Annotated in this window: 14 protein-coding genes; 3 read left to right on the forward strand and 11 right to left on the reverse strand. The window is 61.3% G+C overall.

Going from position 1 to position 16,257, the window contains the following annotated elements:
• Window positions 1-235 precede the first annotated feature (235 nt).
• The gene (locus tag P6U23_RS24405) at window positions 236-973 is read right to left on the reverse strand and encodes an MBL fold metallo-hydrolase (protein ID WP_407175104.1); all 738 of its coding nucleotides are present in this window, start codon (window positions 971-973) and stop codon (window positions 236-238) included.
• Window positions 974-1,227: 254 nt separating this feature from the next.
• Between P6U23_RS24405 and P6U23_RS24410 the strand changes: the two genes are divergently transcribed.
• Window positions 1,228-2,217: a helix-turn-helix domain-containing protein gene (locus tag P6U23_RS24410; RefSeq protein ID WP_407181564.1), complete on the forward strand. Its 990-nt coding sequence runs from the start codon at window positions 1,228-1,230 to the stop codon at window positions 2,215-2,217.
• A gap of 8 nt (window positions 2,218-2,225) precedes the next feature.
• On the opposite strand, the gene P6U23_RS24415 is transcribed toward P6U23_RS24410, so the two are convergent.
• The 10 genes from P6U23_RS24415 to urtA form a co-directional block, all read right to left on the reverse strand.
• Entirely contained in the window at window positions 2,226-3,005 is a 780-nt protein-coding gene (locus P6U23_RS24415; protein ID WP_407175105.1) for a MetQ/NlpA family ABC transporter substrate-binding protein, read from the reverse strand.
• 66 nt (window positions 3,006-3,071) lie between these two features.
• On the reverse strand, window positions 3,072-3,596 hold the full coding sequence (locus P6U23_RS24420) for an OsmC family protein (protein ID WP_407175106.1): 525 nt from the start codon (window positions 3,594-3,596) through the stop codon (window positions 3,072-3,074).
• Between the two features lie 436 nt (window positions 3,597-4,032).
• Window positions 4,033-5,073, reverse strand: coding sequence for an aliphatic amidase (locus P6U23_RS24425; RefSeq protein WP_407175107.1), 1,041 nt, complete (start codon window positions 5,071-5,073; stop codon window positions 4,033-4,035).
• Window positions 5,074-5,124: 51 nt separating this feature from the next.
• Window positions 5,125-5,472 (reverse strand): FmdB family zinc ribbon protein, encoded by a 348-nt coding sequence (locus P6U23_RS24430; protein WP_407175108.1) that lies wholly within the window; start codon window positions 5,470-5,472, stop codon window positions 5,125-5,127.
• 80 nt (window positions 5,473-5,552) lie between these two features.
• Window positions 5,553-6,782, reverse strand: coding sequence for a formamidase (fmdA, locus tag P6U23_RS24435; RefSeq protein ID WP_407175109.1), 1,230 nt, complete (start codon window positions 6,780-6,782; stop codon window positions 5,553-5,555).
• A 31-nt stretch (window positions 6,783-6,813) separates the two neighbouring features.
• Window positions 6,814-7,503 (reverse strand): urea ABC transporter ATP-binding subunit UrtE, encoded by a 690-nt coding sequence (gene urtE, locus P6U23_RS24440; protein ID WP_407175110.1) that lies wholly within the window; start codon window positions 7,501-7,503, stop codon window positions 6,814-6,816.
• 11 nt (window positions 7,504-7,514) lie between these two features.
• Complete coding sequence (urtD, locus tag P6U23_RS24445) at window positions 7,515-8,270, reverse strand: urea ABC transporter ATP-binding protein UrtD (RefSeq protein WP_407175111.1); 756 nt, start codon at window positions 8,268-8,270, stop codon at window positions 7,515-7,517.
• A gap of 10 nt (window positions 8,271-8,280) precedes the next feature.
• Window positions 8,281-9,426: an urea ABC transporter permease subunit UrtC gene (gene urtC, locus P6U23_RS24450; protein WP_407175112.1), complete on the reverse strand. Its 1,146-nt coding sequence runs from the start codon at window positions 9,424-9,426 to the stop codon at window positions 8,281-8,283.
• 20 nt (window positions 9,427-9,446) lie between these two features.
• Window positions 9,447-10,373 carry an urea ABC transporter permease subunit UrtB gene (gene urtB / locus P6U23_RS24455; protein WP_407175113.1) on the reverse strand — a complete coding sequence of 309 codons (927 nt, stop codon included), beginning with the start codon at window positions 10,371-10,373 and terminating at the stop codon, window positions 9,447-9,449.
• A gap of 129 nt (window positions 10,374-10,502) precedes the next feature.
• A complete protein-coding gene (gene urtA, locus P6U23_RS24460; protein ID WP_407175114.1) occupies window positions 10,503-11,762 on the reverse strand; it encodes an urea ABC transporter substrate-binding protein in 1,260 nt (419 codons plus the stop codon).
• A 175-nt stretch (window positions 11,763-11,937) separates the two neighbouring features.
• Here urtA and P6U23_RS24465 point away from each other — a divergent pair, with 175 nt between their 5' ends.
• Window positions 11,938-15,306, forward strand: coding sequence for an ATP-binding protein (locus tag P6U23_RS24465; RefSeq protein WP_407175115.1), 3,369 nt, complete (start codon window positions 11,938-11,940; stop codon window positions 15,304-15,306).
• Window positions 15,296-16,225 carry a response regulator gene (locus tag P6U23_RS24470; RefSeq protein WP_407175116.1) on the forward strand — a complete coding sequence of 310 codons (930 nt, stop codon included), beginning with the start codon at window positions 15,296-15,298 and terminating at the stop codon, window positions 16,223-16,225. Before P6U23_RS24465 ends, P6U23_RS24470 begins: the two co-directional genes overlap by 11 nt.
• The last annotated feature ends 32 nt before the right edge of the window (window positions 16,226-16,257 follow it).

A 16,257-nucleotide genomic window follows, 5' to 3' on the forward strand; every position in this document is an offset into this window, starting at 1 on the left:
CCCTCAAAGATTGCAGACTCAAAGGGTAGATGTGACGCGTCGACCGCGTCAAGATTATCCATTAAACAAGTAGACAATTGCCGCGCAGCGCCTCGTGAGCGAGGAATTCGCATCTTCCCTGTACTAAGGAGGAAAACGTTTCACCGTCGAAGGATGACCGTTCCCGCCGCTGCCAAGATCGGAAGCAATCTCAATTTGCGGCAGCCACCATCCCTGATGGCTGTCAGGCTTGATGTCATTGGTTTGTGTCGGCCGCCACAGACGTCGTCTTGCCAAGCAACCCCTTTGCCAACGTTAGTATCTCGCCGTCCGCTGGTATAAGGAGCTGCCACGGCGGAACGCCTTGCTCGACCGCGTATCGTTTCAATTCGTCGCGCGTGACGGTCGCGTGGTCGAGAGATTCCATATGCGTCGCGATCACCAGGACATCCCGCGCCAACCTGCAGGTCGCCACCGCTTCCGCGGCGTCCATCGTGATGAGGTCGCCGTCCCACCGCGCTCCGCAGGCGTGGATGACGATAATGTCGGGCTGGCTTTCGACGATCGTGGCCTGGACTGCAGGATAAAGCACGGTATCGCCGGCCCAATAGAGGGAGGGTTCGCCATCTGCCGTGATGGAGAACCCCATCACCGATCCCATCTTCTTCACGACCGGCCCGAGACCATGGCTGCCCTCTCGCCGTTGGAAGCGGATGCCCTGCCAGTCTACAATATCGTCAAGGGGTGTAACCTCTCTGAACCCATGGGAGCGGATCTGATCCTCGTCGCCCGGCTGGCAGATCAGCGGCAGATGCTTCGGCACCAGAGACTGTGCCACGGGATCGAAATGGTCGGCATGCAGATGCGAAACGAGGACGAGTTCGACGCCGTCAAGAATTTCCTCGGGGCTAACAGGCAAATCGACCAGCGGATTCGGCGCGCGTCCGGTGAAGGACGGACGCGAGCCCTTTGGAGCAAAGAACGGATCGATCAAGATCGTTCTGCCCAGGACATTGAGTTTCAACGTGGCGTTACGCAGCAGCCGCAGTTTCATGGTCGTGTCCTCAGTAGAGATTGTCGCCCGCCGGCTCCGATCCGGGCATCGATATCGTCGACGGTCTCGCTGTCGAACCTTGTCTATTCCCGCAGGATTCCGACACGATCGCCAGCTCGGTGCGGTTGAGGCGAGAACCTGTTGCTTTCATGGTTCATTGACCAGTGGCACGAATGCCGGTTATCGTGAACATCATGCCAAATTCGCCCGCTGCTGCCGGCAGATCGCGTCTCTCCCGCGACAAGCGCGTCGTCGCCGTACTTGCCTATGATGGGGTCAATGCCTTCGAGCTCGGTCTTGCCGTCGAGGTCTTCGGCATGGCCCCCGACCAGTACCGCGTCATGGTTTGCTCCGAGCGTCCAGGACGGCCGCTGCTTGCCAATAATGGCCTCAGGATCATCGCCGATATCGGTTTACGGGCATTGGCGCGAGCTGACACGATCATCGTGCCTGGCTCGCTCGAAATCCTGGAGTCCCCGCCCGCAACGCTGCTCGATGCGCTCCGACGAGCGCATCGGCGCGGCGCGCGCGTCGCATCGATTTGTGCCGGCGCTTTCATTCTGGCTGCAGCAGGGTTGCTTGACGGCCGGCACGCTACAGCGCACTGGGCGCACACGGAGACGCTCGCACGGCGATATCCGCGTGTGCAGGTTGATGCAAACGTGCTCTATGTCGAGGACGGCAACATCATGAGTTCGGCCGGCCGGGCCGCCGGGCTCGATTTGTGCCTTCACATCGTGCGTCGTGATCATGGCGCCGAGATCGCCAACCGGGTGGCGCAGCGCCTGGTGATTGCGCCACATCGCGACGGCGGGCAGGCACAATTCATTCCCCAGCCGGTGCGCAAGACAGAAGGCGACGCCCTCAGCTCGGTATTCGCATGGGCACAGCGCCATCTTGATCGCGACCTGACGATTGCAGGTCTCGCGACGCGTGCAAGGATGAGCCGGCGCACCTTCATCCGACGCTTCGAGGACGCGACGGGGATATCGCCTGGCGAATGGGTGGTGCAGGCGCGCGTCTCAAAGGCGCGCGAGCTCCTGGAGGCGACAGAGATCCCGATCGAGCGCGTCGCGACCGAGACCGGCTTCGGCTCCGCGGACGCGATGAGGCATCACTTCAGGTCACGCCTCGGCACCAGCCCGGCACTCTACCGGGCAGCTTTTCGCGCACCCGCCGTCTAGGGCCTGCCTCAAAACGCAGGAATCTGGCCAGGCAACTTGTCTTTGATGAGTTGGCGAATGGTGTCGTTCTGATAGGCACGCACCAGCTTGGGTACCCACGGTGCATCCTTGTCCCGCTCACGTACGGCGATGAAGTTGTTGTAGGGGTTGTTGACGGCGGATTCGATCGCGATCGAATCTTTGCCCGGAATAAGTCCGGCTGGAACGGCGTAGTTGGTGTTGATGACAGCGGCGTCGAGATCGTCGAGGCTGCGTGGGAGCTGAGCCGCGTCGATCTCGCGGATCTGGAGCTTCCTGGGGTTGTCGATGACGTCGAGCACGGTCGGCAACAGGCCCACGCCGTCCCTCACCTTGATCAGCTTCTCGGCTTGCAGCAAGAGCAGCGCGCGCCCGCCATTGGAAGGATCGTTCGGAATCCCGATCGAAGCGCCCTCCCCGATCTCGGCGACGGACTTGGCCTTCCTGGAGTAGAGACCGATCGGGGCAACGATCGTCTCTCCGACCGGAACGATCTTGTAACCCCTTGTCTTGATCTGATTGTCGAGAAACGGCTTGTGTTGGAACGCGTTGGCGTCCAGCTCGCCGGCGTCGAGGGCCGCATTCGGCAAGAGATAGTCGTTGAAGACCACGACACTGACGTCGAGCCCATCCTTCGCGGCAATCTCCTTGACTTTCGCCCAGACGATCTCGGAGTCGCCGCCGGATATTCCGACCTTGATCTTCTGATCGGCAAGGGCTGGAGCAGCAAAGAAAGCGATTGCGACCACGAGAGAGAGTAGACGGTTCATTTGTACGATCCCCAAGACTCAGACTTAAGGCTCCACGCGAGGAGGCACGAGCCGTCATCACCGCATTCACTCGGCGGCGGCGTTCAACGAGCCTCGGCGAAGCGAAAGCCGCACTGGCGTGGGATTGTGAAGGATGTCCAGCACCGGGCAGTGACGGTCGACGATCTCTTTCAACCGCTTGAGGTCCGCCTCGGACGCCGGGCTGTCTAAAACAACCTCCGCCTCGATCGTCTGATAGCCCGGCCGCACGTCATCTTGGACATTGAAGAAGCCGCGCAGATCGATCGTGCCTGAGAGCTGAACGGACACGCCATTCAGGGGAATGCCGAGCGCATCGGCATAAAGGCGATAAGTGATCTCCTGGCACGAGCCTAGCGCCGCCAAGATGTATTCCACGGGATTGGGTGCACTATCCTGTCCACCAAGCCCCGCCGGCTCGTCGACAGCGACGCTGAATTGGCGAATGGCAACATTGCTATTGACGCCGTGACCAAGGCGAGATTGCGCATGAAACTCAGCCTGCGCCTGCGTGGGATCGGCGCCGAGCGCGGCTTGAGTTCCCGAAAACACTTCCTTGAATTTGAAGGTCATGCTGGTTGCCTCCGCTGGCAGTGGTCCACGATGAAATCATGTTGACCACCCTCATCCGCTTTATCAATTGAGCGGCAGCAAAAACGATGAACGCCATCCGGAGTGAACGAATGCCAGCACATTCATTCCACGACCAGGCACGATGGCAGACGAAACGGTGGGCTTGCGCGTTGCGAGGAGGAGCCCATTCCAGCCGATTACTGCCAACCCGAATGATCGGACTGCGCGTTCTCTTCGGATGGCCGCTAGTCTAGCAGCGTGTAGGAAATCGAAGAATGTCGTTCTTGACCGTCCTCGCGGTTCGGTAGCGGAGGCGAAGCTACTCCTGGGTTAAGGCTTCTCGGGCCCCCCGGATACGATCGAGGGCGACCTTGTAGGCCTTCTCGCCGATCTTCAGCCGGTGCCCCAAATCAACCGAAGCCTCGCCCCAGATGGGCTAGTAGTTCGTCGCGGACTTCTCGTTCGGAATGCCGTCGATCGGGCATTCCTCCGTCCCGACCGTCGGGCGGGTCAGCGCCTCGACCATGTTCCGCGTGCCTTCCGGATCAGCGATCCATTTCTGGTAAAAGTCGTAGGGGCAGGCGGCGACGCCGCGCGCGCCTTCGCCGGAATTGATCATGCCGGTGTAGCCGCGATGCAGCAGCTTGAACAAATGGTTCTGTGATTGGTTATTGCGGCGGGCATCCCGGATCAGGCTCTTCGACAGGCCGGCGTACTGGATTCCGTATTCCTCCTCGCCGGTCTCGCCAAGCGTGCGGCCATCGAATCCGATGATCGCGGAGTGGCCGAAATAGGAGTACACGCCATCGAAGCCCGCGGCATTGGCAACCGCGACGTAGACGTTGTTGGCCCAGGCCATCGCCTTGGATATCAGCACCTGCTGCTCCTTGGCCGGATACATATAACCCTGGCAGCGCACGATTAGCTCGGCGCCCCTCATCGCGCAGTCGCGCCAGATCTCCGGATAGTTGCCGTCGTCGCAGATGATCAGGCTGATCTTCAGGCCCTTCGGGCCTTCGGAGACATAGGTGCATTTGCCAGGATACCAGCCCTCGATCGGCACCCAAGGCATGATCTTGCGATACTTCTGCACGATCTCGCCCTTGTCGTTCATCAGGATCAGCGTGTTGTAGGGCGCCTTGTGCGGATGCTCCTCATGGCGCTCGCCTGTGAGCGAGAACACCCCCCACACTTTCGCCTTGCGGCACGCCTCGGCAAAAATCCCGGTCTCGGCACCAGGCACCTGTGAAGCGGTGTCGTACATCTCATTGGAGTCATACATGATGCCGTGCGTGGAATATTCCGGAAAGATCACCAGATCCATGCCCGGCAGGCCGCGCTTCATGCCGACGACCATCTCGGCGATCTTGCGGGCGTTGTCGAGCACCTCGGCCTTGGTGTGCAGGCGCGGCATCTTGTAGTTGACGACCGCGACGCCGACCGTGTCGTTGCTGGAAGATATGTCACCGTGAAGCATTTGAACGCCCTTTTCTGGTTTGAATTTTCAGTCTGCGACGGCCGCGCTACGTCAGTGGCTGATCATCCAAGGGCGCGCGGTCGGGAAGCCGACAGCGCCGCTCCTGCTTTTCGTGATGAGCCGTCCCGCTTTCTTCTTGCCGGTCGTGCAGCAGCCACAGCCCGCGCCGTGGCTAGCCTTGTACTGATCGAGCGTCTTCGGCGCATGCCTGCTCCGCTCGTTGGTAACGTGCGCCTTGCGCTTGTCCGCTGGCATGCAGAAGAGCGCCGGCGCGGTGAGGATCACGCGCGGCGATTTCATCTCGCATTGCGGACAATCCTGCGGATCGTCGCATTCGGTCATCGGACGCATATCAGTGAACGGGCCGCAATCGTTGCAGAGATATTCATAGACGGGCATTTCTGATCCTTGCGCAGCGGTTGATGGGTGCCGGGTGCGGGGCAGCGAAATACGGCCGTCCCGCATCCTTCGCACAGGGATCACTTGTCCGGCGAGATCGGCATCTGGATGTCGCCCTTGATGTGCTTCACCGGACCGGCCGACGACGGCATGACGTCGAATTCAAAGATCTCGGTCGGGAGCCACAGCGTGGCACAGGCGTTCGGCACGTCGACTACGCCCGAGATGTGGCCCTGGCACGGCGCGGTCCCGAGGATCGAATAAGCCTGCGCACCGGAGTAGCCGAACTTCTTGAGATACTCGATCGCGTTCAGGCAGGCCTGCCGATACGCGATGTGGACGTCGAGGTAATGCTGCTTGCCGGCCTCGTCCACCGAGATGCCCTCGAAGATCAGATAGTCCCTGTAGCTCGGCGTGATCGGCGACGGCTTGAATACAGGATTCTTAATGCCGTACTTCGCCACGCCGTCCTTGATGACCTCCACTTTCAGATGCAGCCAGCCGGCCATTTCGATGGCGCCGCAGAAGGTGATCTCGCCGTCGCCCTGGCTGAAGTGCAAATCGCCCATCGAAAGGCCGCCGCCCCGCACGTATACCGGAAAGTAAATCTTCGAGCCGCGGGAGAGATCCTTGATGTCGCAGTTGCCGCCATGCTCGCGCGGCGGCACGGTGCGGGCGCCTTCGAGACCGACCTTCTCCTTGGCATCACCCTTCGCCTGCCCGGCATGCGCGGTCGGCGCAAACGGTGGATTGGCAAGGCCGGGTACGCGTGTCGGATTGGTGGCGATCAAGTCGGCTTCGCGCGCATTCCAGGCCGCGAGCATCTTGGGATCAGGCAGGCAGCCGATCAGGCCGGGATGGATCAGGCCGGCGAAATTCACGCCGGGCACATGACGCGATGAGGTGTAAAGACCCTTGATGTCCCAGATCGACTTCTGCGCCAGCGGGAAATGATCAGTCAGGAAGCCGCCCCCGTTCTGCTTGGAGAAGAAGCCGTTGAAGCCCCACAAGCTCTCCTTCAGAGGGCCGACATCGAGCAGGTCGACCACGAGCAGATCGCCTGGCTCAGCGCCCTTGACGCCGATTGGCCCGGACAGGAAGTGCACGATCGAGAGGTCGATGTCGCGCACATCATCGGCGGAATCGTTATTTTTGATGAAGCCGCCGGTCCAGTCATAGGTCTCGATGATGAAGTCGTCGCCCGGATTGACCCACGCTACGATCGGAATGTCGGGGTGCCAACGATTGTGAACCTTGTCGTTTTCGTAGGCGGACCTGGCGAGATCGACCTTAATCAGTGTCTCTGGCATCGAGATGCTCCCCTTCGTTTACAGGCTGTGGTTAGACCGAGAGGTATTTCGAGATCTGCGCGGCATCGATGCCGTCCCGCGGATCGTCACGCACGATCTCGCCGTTCTCGATCACGAGCACGCGGTCGGCGATGTCGAGCGCAAAGCTCAGGACCTGCTCGGAGACGACGATCGACAGGCCCCGCTCGTCACGGATTCGCTTCAGCGTTCGCGCCATCTCCTTGATGATCGACGGCTGGATGCCTTCGGTTGGCTCGTCCAGCAGCAGCACCTTCGGCTTGGTGGCGAGCGCGCGCGCGATCGCCAATTGTTGCTGTTGCCCGCCCGACAGATTGCCGCCGCGGCGGTTCTTCATCTCCAGCAGAACCGGAAAAAGTTCGTAGATGTCTTTGGGCACTTCCGAGCCGCCAGACACGACCAGACCGGTCTCGATGTTTTCCTTCACCGTCATGGTCGAGAAGATCATGCGACCCTGCGGCACGTAAGCGAGGCCCTTGGCGACGCGATCGTAGCTCGGGAGCGCGCCGAGCTCGGTGCCGTCCATCGTCACCGAGCCGCTCTTGGTCGGCACGATCCCCATCAGCGACTTCATCAGTGTTGTCTTGCCCATGCCGTTACGGCCCATGATTGCCACGATCTCGTTGGGCGCCACCGATACGTTGAGACCGTGCAGCACCTCGCTCTGTCCGTAGGCAACGTGGAGATCATTGATGGCCAGCATGAACGTACTCCTTAATGGCCGAGGTAGACTTCGATCACTTTGGGGTCGTTCTTGACGTGCTCCATGGTGCCCTCGGAGAGGATCTGGCCCTGGTGCAGCACGGTGACCTTGTGCGCGATGTCCTCGACGAATTTCATGTCGTGCTCGATGACCAGAACCGAGCGGTCCTTGATGATGCGGTTGAGCAGCTCGGCGGTCTTGGCGCGCTCGCTGACGCTCATGCCGGCGACGGGTTCGTCGAGCATCAGCAGATCGGGGTCCTGGATCAGAAGCATGCCGATCTCGAGCCACTGCTTCTGGCCGTGGCTGAGCAGTGCAGCGCTCATGTTGAGGCGGTCTTTGAGGAAGATCATCTCGGCGACCTCGTTCACGCGGTCCCGTACGACAACGTCGCGCGTGAACGTCAGCGCGCCGAACACGGTGCGGCCACGCGGAAAGGAGATCTCGAGGTTCTCAAACACCGTGAGGTCGTCGTAGATCGACGGCGTCTGGAACTTGCGGCCGATGCCGGCCTTCACGATCTGGTTCTCCTTCAGTTTGGTCAGGTCCTTGCCGCGGAACTCGATCGAGCCTGACGTGGCCTTGGTCTTCCCACAGATCAGGTCGAGGACGGTGGTCTTGCCGGCGCCGTTGGGGCCGATAATGACGCGGATCTCGTTTTCCTCGACATAGAAGGAGAGATCGTTGACCGCCTTGAACCCATCGAACGATACGGTGAGTGCTTCGACCGACAGCAGGAAGGGTTTGGGCTGATGACCGATGAGCATGGTGTCCTCCTCATTCCGCCGGCGCGCCATCGGCGACCGAATCTTCGGTCCAGCCGGTGCCGGACTTCGGCTTGCGCGCGGCGATCAGCCGGCTGATCCGCGGCTGGACGTAGTCGCCCCAGAGACCGGCGAGGCCGTTGGGGAACGCGAGCACGACGGCAATGAACAATCCGCCGAGGCCGAATAACCAGAGTTCGGGAAAGGACTCGGAGAGACTGGTCTTGGCGAAGTTGACGAGGAGCGAACCGTAGACCGCACCCAAGATCGAGAGCCGGCCGCCGACCGCCGTGTAGATCACCATCTCGATCGAGGGCACGATGCCGACGAAGGAAGGCGACATGAAGCCGACATTGAGCGCGAACATCGCACCGCCGATCGCGGCGAAGACCGCGGCGATACAGAAGACGAAGATCTTGAAATTGGCCACGCTATAGCCGGAGAAGCGAACCCGGTCCTCCTGGTCGCGCATCGCGACCAGGATACGGCCAAGCTTCGAATGCCGGATGAATTGCGCGAGGAAGATGCAGGCGAACAAGCAGCCGACCTCGAAGAAGTAGAGCACGACCTTGGCGTGATCTGGCCGGATGTCCCAACCCTTCAGCGTGCGCAGATCGGTCATGCCGTTGATGCCACCGGTGTAGCCCTGCTGGCCAACGATCAAGATGGTCAGGATCGCAGCGACCGCCTGCGTGATGATCGCGAAATAGGTGCCGCCGACGCGGCGCTTGAACATGGCAGCGCCGATGATCAAGGCAAAGATGCCCGGCACCAGGACGACGGCGGCGATGGTGAAGGCGAGGCTGTGGAAGGGCTGCCAAAAAAACGGCAGCGTCGTGATCTGATTCCAGTCCATGAAATCGGGAATGCCGGGTGTCGACTGGATCTTGGTATTCTCCACGCTCGACGCCTCGAGCTTGAGGAACATCGCCATGGAGTAGCCGCCGAGGCCGAAGAACACGCCCTGCCCCAGACTCAGGATGCCGCCATAGCCCCAGCAAATCACCAGCCCCAGCGCAACGAAGGCGTAGGTGAGATATTTGGCGACCAGATTGAGCCTGAAGACGTCGAGGCAAAGCGGCAGGATGACCACCAGCAGGACGGCCAGCACCAGGATGCCGATCAACTCCGAACGCGTGGTGAAGCGACTGTCGTTCATGGATTCAGCCCCTGCACTTGTTATTTGCGGATCTTGAGGGCGAACAGGCCTTGCGGCCGCAGCATCAGAATTCCGACCACCACGAGCAGCGTCAGCACTTTCGCCATCGATCCTGACATGAAGAATTCGAGCGTCGATTGCGTCTGCGAGATCGAGAAGGCCGAAGCGATGGTGCCGAGCAGGCTGGCGGCGCCGCCGAACACGACGACCAGGAAGGTGTCGACGATGTAGAGCTGACCTGACGTCGGTCCGGTCGAGCCGATCATGGTAAAGGCGCTGCCGGCGACGCCGGCGATGCCGCAGCCCAGCGCAAAGGTGTTGCGATCGACCTTCGCGGTGTTGATGCCGACGGCACCCGCCATGACGCGGTTCTGCACGACGGCGCGGACCTGGCGGCCCCAGCGCGACCTGAACATAATGTAGGCGACCGCGATCGTGATCAGCACCGTCAGACCCATCACGAAGACGCCGTTGATCGGCACTTCAATCGAGTCGGTCACGTGCAGCGATCCCAGCATCCACTGCGGCAGTTCGACGCCCACCTCGCGCGCGCCGAAGATCGAGCGATAGGCCTGCTGCAGCATCAGGCTGAGGCCCCAGGTTGCAAGCAGCGTGTCCAGCGGCCGTTTGTAGAGATGGCGGATCAACAGCCACTCCACCACCATCCCGAGCGCGCCGGAGGCCAGGAACGCCAAGATCATCGCGAGGAAGAAATAGCCGCTGAAAAGGCCCGGCAGATAGGATTGGAAGACGTTCGACGTGATCCAGGTGACGTAGGCGCCGAGGATCATGAACTCGCCATGCGCCATGTTGATGACGCCCATCTGGCCGAAGATGATCGCAAGGCCGAGCGCCATCAGGACGTAGACGGAAAACAGAATCAGGCCGGCAAAGCCCTGCATGACGAAGATGGAGCCCAGATCACCAATCGAATAGTCGCCGAACATCGATGTTTCTCCGTCGGGAATAAGGTCCCGCGTCGCGAGACAATTCGCGATGCGGGGTCGTGAAGCGTGGATTGACGATCCACGCCAGGGAGCGGTTGGCTGGGAACGCCGGAGGAGAATTCCGCGCGCTTACTGATAGCCCTTCGGGAACGGATCCGGCTCGACCAGATCTGCCGTTTCGTAGATCAGCTCGAACTGGCCATCGAGCTTGGCGCGACCGACGCGGGTCTTCGACCAGAGGTGATGGTTCTCGTGGATGCGCACGTATCCTTCCGGGGCGCCCTTGAATTCCACGCCCGGCGAGGCAGCCGCGATCTTGTCGATATCGAAGCTACCGGCCTTCTCTACCGTCAACTTCCACAGCCACGGGCCAAGATAGGCGGCCTGCGTCACGTCGCCGATCACCGTCTTCTCGCCCCACATCTTCTTGAAGGCGGGGACGAAGGCCTTGTTATTGGCATTGTCGAGCGACTGGAAATACTTCATGCAGGCATAGGCGCCCGCGATGTTCTCGCCGCCGATGCCGTCGATTTCGTCCTCGGTGACCGAGATCGTCAGCAGCGCCTGCTTGGATAGATCGATACCGGCCGCCTTGAGCTGTTTGTAGAAGGCGACGTTGGAGCCACCGACCACGTCGGTGAAGATCACGTCCGGCTTGGTCAGCTTGATCTTGTTGATCACCGAATTGAACTGGGTGCTGCCGAGCGCATAATATTCCTCGCCGACGACCTTGCCCTTCAGCACGTTTTCGACATGCTTACGCGCGATCTTGTTCGAGGTGCGCGGCCAGATATAGTCCGAGCCAATGAAGAAGAACGACTTCGCCCCCTTCTCCTTGGCGATCCAGTTCAGGCCGGCGAGAATCTGCTGGGTGGCTTCCTGGCCAGTGTAGATGACGTTCTTGGACTGCTCGAGACCTTCATAGAAGGTCGGGTAGTAGAGCATACCGTTGTACTGTTCCACCACCGGCAGCACTGCTTTCCGCGACGCCGAGGTCCAGCAGCCCATGATCGCCGCGACCTTGTCGTTGACGAGAAGCTTCTTGGCCTTCTCCGCGAATGTCGGCCAGTCGCTGGCGCCGTCCTCCTGGATGAACTTGATCTTGCGCCCGAGCACGCCGCCGGCGGCGTTGATCTGCTCAATCGCGAGCTTCTCGGCTTCGATCGAGCCCGTCTCCGAGATCGCCATTGTGCCGGTGGCCGAGTGAAGGATGCCAACCGTGACCTCAGTATCGGTCACCGCAAGTCCCGTGGAGTTGACCGCGGATGTTGCTGGCGCCTGCGCAAAGGACGACCGCGGAAGCACGGTTATGGCGGGAATCGCCGCCATTCCCATCAGCAGCTTGCGGCGGAATGCCGATTGCAGGCCCTGGTTGGTTTCGTCTGACATTAGCACCCCGTTGGTTTGAGAACGCGCTTATTGGTCAGGCGAGGATGGCCTAGAATTGTGCACCGCACGGATACGCAAGATTGCGTATACTGCACCGCAAAATAGCGACGTAGGTTTTTGGTACGGGGTTTGCTGGCGATCGAGAGGGTCGGTCGTTTGCAGTGAGGGTACGGACGTGGCAGGACGGCAGCGGATAGACCGCGTCAGGCGCCAGTACAATCAATGGGTCGCCAACCAGACGCTGGAGGACTATGCGCTGCGCTTCACCGCCAAGGGCGCGCGGCGCTGGTCCGCCGCCCGCGTCGCCAACACCGCGCTCGGCGCGATCTCGTTCCTGGCGCTGGAAGCGATCGGCGGCACCATCACGCTGAACTACGGCGCGGCCAACGCGACCGCTGCCATCCTGGTCGTCAGCGTCATCATCTTCTGTTGTGGACTGCCGATTGCCTATTATGCCGCAAAATGCGGCATCGATATCGACCTGCTGACCCGCGGCGCCGGCTTCGGCTATATCGGCTCCACAATCACCTCGCTAATCTACGCGTCCTTCACCTTCATCTTCTTTGCCTTCGAGGCGGTCATTCTCGCGGCCGCCCTGGAGATGTGCTTTGGTATCCCGCGGCCGCTCGGCTATCTCATCAGCGCCATCGTCATCATTCCGCTGGTGACCTACGGCATCACCCTGATCAGCCGCTTCCAGTTATGGACGCAGCCGCTCTGGATCATCCTGCACGTCCTCCCCTTCCTGGCGATCGCCTATGCTGATCCGCATTCGTTCACGGAATGGCGGAAATTCGCCGGCGAGCATGGCAATCCAGACGGCCATCTCGACCTTCTGCTGTTCGGCACCGCGGCGTCGGTGGTGTTTTCGCTGGTGGCACAGATTGGCGAGCAGGTCGACTTCCTGCGCTTTCTGCCGCGCGACCGCCGCACCTCGCGGACCTCGTGGTGGATCGCCCTGCTCGGTGCCGGTCCCGGCTGGATCATCTTCGGTGCGCTCAAACTGCTCGTAGGTTCATTCCTCGCCTATTTCGCGCTGAGCCACGGCGTCGCCGTCGAACAGGCCGCCGAGCCCGCCAACATGTATCTCGAAGCGTTCCGCTACGTGCTGTCGCAACCGCATCTGGCGCTGGCGCTCACCGGCACCTTCGTCATCCTCTCGCAAGTCAAGATCAACGTCACCAATGCCTATGCCGGCTCGATCGCGTGGTCGAACTTCTTCTCCCGGCTGACGCACAGCCACCCCGGCCGCGTGGTCTGGTTGGTGTTCAACGTCATGGTGGCGCTTCTCCTGATGGAAATCGGCGTCTACAAAGCGCTAGAGCAGACGCTGGCGCTCTACTCCAACGTCGCGATCGCCTGGGTCGGCGCGCTGGTCGCCGATCTCGTCATCAACAAGCCGCTCGGCCTACGCCCGCAGCAGATCGAGTTCAAGCGCGCTCATCTTTACGACATTAACCCGGTTGGCGTCGGCGCCATGACGATCGCGACCATCGTCTCGATCAGCGCGTTCTACGGCCTGTTCGGTCCCACCGCGAAGGCGCTGTCGGCCTTCGTCGCGCTCGCGGCGGCCTTCATCTCGGCGCCGCTGATCGCGTGGGCCACCGATGGCAAGTATTATATCGCCCGCAAGCCGAAGCGGAGCTGGCAGAACGTCGAGGCGATCCAGTGCTGCATCTGCGAGCATTCGTTCGAACCGGAGGACATGGCGTCCTGCCCGGCCTACGCCGGGCCGATCTGCTCGCTGTGCTGTTCGCTCGATGCCCGCTGCCACGATCTCTGCAAGCCGCACGCGCGGATCGGCGCACAGGTGTCGGAGACGCTCGGTAAAATATTGCCCGAGGCAGTCTATACCCGGATCAACTCGCAGTTCGGACATTATATAGGCGTGTTCGCGATCTCCGCCGGCCTGGTCGGGTTGACGCTGGGACTGATCTATCTGCAGACATCGGCGACCGTGCATGCGGACGCACTATTGGCGGATGTGCTGTGGAAGGTGTTCTTTGCGCTGATCATCATCATTGGCGTGGTCGCTTGGCTGTTCGTGCTGGCGCAGCAGAGTCGCCGCGCCGCGGAACAGGAAACACGGCGACAGACCACGCTTCTGATCCAGGAGATCGACGCGCACAAACGCACTGATGCGAAATTGCAGCGCGCCAAGGAGGTCGCGGAATCCGCCAACCTCGCCAAGAGCCGCTATGTCGTGGGCTTGAGCCACGAGCTGCGCTCGCCGCTGAACGCGATCTCCGGCTATGCGCAGCTCCTGGAGCAGGACAGCAGTTTGCAGGCGCGCCCGCGCGAGCAAGTGCATGTGGTCCGCCGCAGCGCAGACCACCTCTCCGGACTGATCGACGGCATCCTGGATATCTCCAAGATCGAAGCGGGACGGCTCTATCTGTCGCGCGACGAGGTGCGCCTCAGCGATTTCCTCGATCAGCTCGTCGGCATGTTCCGCGTTCAGGCGGCGGCCAAGGGCATCGACTTCGTGTTCAAACGGCCTGCGGTGCTGCCCGTCGTGGTCTATGCCGACGAGAAGCGGCTGCGGCAAATCCTGATTAATCTCTTGTCGAACGCGATCAAGTTCACGCTGGCCGGCAGCGTGCAGTTCGTGGTGCATTACCGCAGCCCGGTCGCCGAGTTCGAGGTGACCGATACCGGGCCTGGCATCCGGGCGGATGACCTCGAGCGCATCTTTGCTCCCTTCGAACGCGGCGCGCTCGGCGTCTCGCAGCCGCAGACCGGCACCGGCCTCGGACTGACCATCAGCCGCTTGCTTGCCGGCGTGATGGGCGGCGACATCAAGGTGACCAGCACGGTCGGTACCGGCAGCACATTCCGTGTGAAACTCCTGCTCTCCGAAGTCACCAATCCCAGGCGTGAAGCGCCGGTGGAAGCTCCCATCTACGGTTATCTCGGTCCACGCAAGACCATCCTGATCACCGATGACGACCCGACCCATCGCGACCTCTTGCGCGAGGTGCTGGCGCCGCTCGGATTCATCGTGCTCAGCGCCCCGGACGGGCCGGGCTGCCTCGCGCTGGCGCTGCACTGCCGCCCGGATCTGTTCCTGCTCGACATCTCGATGGCCGGCATGGACGGCTGGACGGTCGCGGAGACGCTGCGCGCAAACGGCCATCACCAAGCGCGCATCCTGATGGTATCGGCGAGCGCGCTCGAAGCACACGGCGCGCCGCTGGCGCAGCCATTCCATGATGGTTATCTGATGAAACCGATCGATATCCCGCGGCTGCTCGAAACCATCAGGCAATTGCTCAGGATCGAATGGCAATATGAAGCCGACCAGATCTCGGCGCCGCTCTGGAAACCGGAGAGCGGCTCGCGGCCTCCGGTGAAATATGTCGAGGAGCTGATTGGTCTCGGCCAGCTCGGCTATATCAGAGCGATCCAACTCAAGCTCGACGAGATCGGCTCCGAAAACCCTGAACACGCCGACTTCGTCTCGCAGATGCGCACGCTGATCGACCGCTTCGATCTTGACCAATACATGGCGACGCTCAAAACCTTGCACAACTATGATCACTGATCCGAAAAAGCGCGACGTCGCCCTCGTCGTCGATGACTCCCCGGAGACGCTGCGGCTGCTGACCGACGCGCTTGACGGCGCCGGTATGACCGTCATGGTCGCGCTCGATGGCGCATCCGCGATGCGAATTGTCGACCAGATCACGCCCGACATCGTGCTGCTCGATGCGGTGATGCCCGGCATGGACGGGTTTGAGACCTGCAAGCGGCTGAGGCGCGACGCCGGCCTCGACGGCGTGCCGATCATCTTCATGACGGGACTGGCCGAGACCGAGCACATCGTGCGCGGGCTGGAGGCCGGCGGCGTCGATTATGTGACGAAGCCGATCGCGGTCGAGGAGATGCTGGCGCGGATCCGCGTCCACCTCGCCAATGCGCGGATGACCCAGAGCGCGCGCGCAGCCCTCGACGTCTCCGGCCGCTATCTGCTCGCAGTCAACAGCGATGGCAAGTTGTTATGGGCGACGCCGCAAGCCCAAAAGCTTCTCGCGGACACCCTGACCGACGACGCTATCGACGATTTCGTGCTGCCCGACCCGATGCCGCAATGGCTCGACGAGGTGCAGAAGGCCAAATCTGCCGCGAAGACCGCGACCATGCCCTCCCTCCCCGTCAAGGAGCAACTGCGACTGCAATATATGGGCAAGCTCGGGCCGAACGAATTCCTGCTCCGCCTCGCCAAGGATTCAGGCGCCGATGCGCCAGCGGAATTTTCAAAAGAGCTAGGTCTTACCACGCGCGAGGGCGAAGTGCTGTCCTGGCTGGCTAAAGGAAAGACCAACCGGGATATAGCGCAAATCCTGGGCTTGAGCCCACGTACCGTCGACAAGCATCTTGAGCAAATCTATTCCAAGCTCGGCGTCGAGAATCGCACCGCGGCGGCCGCGATCGCAGTCAAAGCCAAAAACTTGAAGCAATGATCTGCGAGGCCGCTTAAGCGGCACCACCCTGT

The organism is Bradyrhizobium sp. STM 3562 (assembly GCF_045571435.1).
GTDB lineage: Bacteria > Pseudomonadota > Alphaproteobacteria > Rhizobiales > Xanthobacteraceae > Bradyrhizobium.